Genomic DNA, 1482 nt, shown 5'->3' with positions numbered 1-1482 from the left:
CTGAACTGCGCCCCGATTGCTGGACGTGGTTTATTAAGGGTACCTGATCAGGCTGTGGGGGACATGTTCCGGAATTCCTCCGGGGTGTGTCCCCCGAGTCGTTTCTGGCGTCGTTTGGTGTTCCAGTGGACGATGTACGCGTCCAGCCCGGTCTTGAACTCCTCGTATGAGGCGAACCGGCGGCCGGTGTAGAACTCGTCCTTGAGATGGCCGAACACCTGCTCGGTGGCGGCGTTGTCCAGACAGTTGCCCTTGCGGCTCATGGACTGGCGTATGCCCAGCTCCGTCAGCCTGTTCCTCCACCATGCGTGCTGGTACTGCCAGCCCATGTCGCTGTGGAGTATGGGGTTCGCGTCCTCGGGCAGCTTCTCCTCGAGCATGGAGAGCAGGCGCCGCTGCTGGGCCATGTCGGGATGGCGGCTGATGTCCCAGGCGATGATCTCCTTGGACCCCATGTCGTACACGGGCGCGAGGTACGCCTTGCCTCCCGCGATCCTGAACTCGGTGACGTCGGTGCCCAGTTTCGTCCAGGGCCGGTCGGCCGCGAAGTCGCGTTCCAGCAGGTTCGGCGGCTTGGCGCCCGTCCCGCCCTTGTACGAGCTGTACCTCCGGTACGGGTTCGGCCGGCGTATCCGGCACTCCAGTCCCATGCGGCGCATGACCTTCAGCACGCTCTTGTGGCTCACGCGCACGCCGGACTCGTGCACGAGGCACATGCGCACCTGCCGGTGGCCGCACCCGTTGGGCGTGCGCGCGAATATCTCGGCGACCATCGGCTCGATGTCCGGACGGGTGACCGGCATGGGATGGGAACGGAGATAGTAGTAGGTGCTCCGCGCCAGACCGGCGGCCCTGAGCAGATACGCGAGCGGATGGCCGAGCCCCGCCAGCGTCGAGACGATCACCGACTTCTCCCGGTTGGTGACTTCGACGCCAGCAGGGCGCGGGCTTTTTCCAGATACGCGACCCTCGCCCTGAGATACTCGTTCTCCTCCTCGAGAAGCCGCTCCCTCGTGGGTGCCGGTTTCGGCTTGGACTTCGCGCCCTTCGGCCGACCCTTCGGCCTCGGACGCAACGCCTCCGGACCGCCCGCCCGGTACTCGCGGCACCAACGGCGCAATGGCGAGACGCTCGCGATCCCGTACCGGGCCATGACCTCGGCCGCGGTCATTCCACGCTCCACATGGTCGCGCACCGCCGCGAGCTTCGTCTCGTAGCCGTAGGCCTTTCTGCCGCCGCGTTCTCCCATGAGCGCCGCCTCCCCGCCGATCCGATACGACAGAAACCATTTTTTCGCGGTATCGACGGACACGCCAAGCCGGCGCGCCGCGGCCTTATAGCCATGGCCCTCATGGAAGACACCAACGACGAGCCGCATGAAACCATCGTCATAACGACGCCTGCGATTCCCGGACATGAGAAACCGCACCTCCAATCATCGAATCCGAATTACTTCAGTCCAACAATCAGGGTGCGGTTCAG

At 64.8% G+C, this 1482-nt stretch carries 2 protein-coding genes; both read right to left on the bottom strand.

The features are described 5' to 3' along the window. Window positions 1–47 precede the first annotated feature (47 nt). Window positions 48–902: an IS3 family transposase gene (locus AC1AYD_RS10665; protein ID WP_476503403.1), complete on the bottom strand. Its 855-nt coding sequence runs from the start codon at window positions 900–902 to the stop codon at window positions 48–50. Further along, entirely contained in the window at window positions 902–1417 is a 516-nt protein-coding gene (locus tag AC1AYD_RS10660) for a transposase (protein ID WP_476503402.1), read from the bottom strand. The genes AC1AYD_RS10665 and AC1AYD_RS10660 overlap by 1 nt, the downstream gene beginning before the upstream one ends. Window positions 1418–1482: the final 65 nt, after the last annotated feature.

The sequence above is a fragment of the Bifidobacterium sp. LH_426 genome, assembly GCF_056356875.1.
Note: the sequence above shows the minus strand (reverse complement) of the source record. Positions and strands in the feature narration are given on the sequence as shown.

What these genes read in the sequence shown, in the direction of transcription:
- AC1AYD_RS10660 (WP_476503402.1), bottom strand. Translation starts at nt 1,417, where the DNA reads ATGTCCGGGAATCGCAGGCGTCGTTATGACGATGGTTTCATGCGGCTC.